Genomic DNA, 1,546 nt, shown 5'->3' on the forward strand with positions numbered 1-1,546 from the left:
CGTGTTCCGCGAGGGGCACGACGCCGTGGCGGCGAACGTGGTGCTGCGGGACCCGCGGGGCCGCCCCGGCCCGTGGACCCCGATGCGGGAACTGGCCCCCGGCACCGACCGCTGGGGCGCCGACGTCACACCGGATTCGACGGGGCTGTGGACCTACACGGTCGAGGCCTGGGGAGACCCGGTCGCCACCTGGCGCCACCACGCCCGCATCAAGATCCCGGCCGGCCTGGACACCGAGCTGGTCCTGGAGGAGGGCGCCCGGCTGTACGAGCGGGCGGCCGCCGGCGTGCCCGAGGAGGACGGGCAGCGGGACGTCCTGCCGGCCGCCGTGGACGCCCTGCGGGACGAGGACCGTCCGGCCTCCGCACGGCTGGCGGCGGCGTTGACGCCGGAGGTGGACGCGGTGCTGGCCCGCCATCCGCTGCGCGAGCTGGTCACCGCCTCCGACCCGCTGCCCCTGCAGGTCGAACGCGAGCGCGCCCTGTACGGCTCCTGGTACGAGTTCTTCCCCCGCTCCGAGGGAACCGCCGAACAACCCCACGGCACCTTCCGCACCGCCGCCCGCCGCCTGCCCGAGATCGCCGCGATGGGCTTCGACGTCGTCTACCTGCCCCCCATCCACCCCATCGGCACCACCTTCCGCAAGGGCCGCAACAACACCCTCGACCCCGGCCCCGACGACGTCGGCGTGCCCTGGGCCATCGGCTCCCCCGCCGGCGGCCACGACGCCGTCGACCCCGCCCTGGGCACCCTGGCCGACTTCGACCGCTTCGTCGCCCGCGCCGGCGAACTCGGCCTGGAGATCGCCCTCGACTTCGCCCTGCAGTGCTCCCCCGACCACCCCTGGGTCCACAAGCACCCCGAGTGGTTCCACCACCGCCCCGACGGCACCATCGCCTACGCCGAGAACCCGCCCAAGAAGTACCAGGACATCTACCCCATCGCCTTCGACGCCGACATGGACGGCCTGGTCGCCGAGACCGTGCGCGTCCTGCGGCACTGGATGGACCACGGCGTGCGGATCTTCCGCGTCGACAACCCGCACACCAAACCCGTCGTCTTCTGGGAACGCGTGATCGGCGAGATCAACCGGCGCGACCCGGACGTGATCTTCCTGGCGGAGGCGTTCACCCGCCCGGCGATGATGCACACCCTGGCCCAGATCGGTTTCCAGCAGTCCTACACCTACTTCACCTGGCGCAACACCAAGCAGGAACTGACCGAGTACCTGACCGAACTGTCGGGGGAGGCCGCCTCCTACATGCGGCCGAACTTCTTCGCCAACACCCCCGACATCCTGCACGCCTACCTCCAGCACGGCGGCCGGCCCGCCTTCGAGGTCCGCGCCGTCCTGGCCGCCACCCTCTCCCCCGCCTGGGGCATCTACAGCGGCTACGAACTGTGCGAGAACACCCCCCTCAAAGAGGGCAGCGAGGAGTACCTCGACTCCGAGAAGTACCAGCTCAAACCCCGCGACTGGGACGCCGCCGCCCGCGAGGGCCGCACCATCGCCCCCCTGATCACCCGCCTCAACGACATCCGGCGC

The 1,546-nt window shown here is 71.9% G+C and carries 1 protein-coding gene; it reads left to right on the forward strand.

From position 1 onward, the window contains the following. Window positions 1–1,546: alpha-1,4-glucan--maltose-1-phosphate maltosyltransferase (locus ACWDNY_RS31390; protein WP_451649203.1), on the forward strand; the 1,546-nt coding region annotated here is incomplete at both ends.

The sequence above is a fragment of the Streptomyces sp. NPDC003697 genome (genome assembly GCF_053587115.1).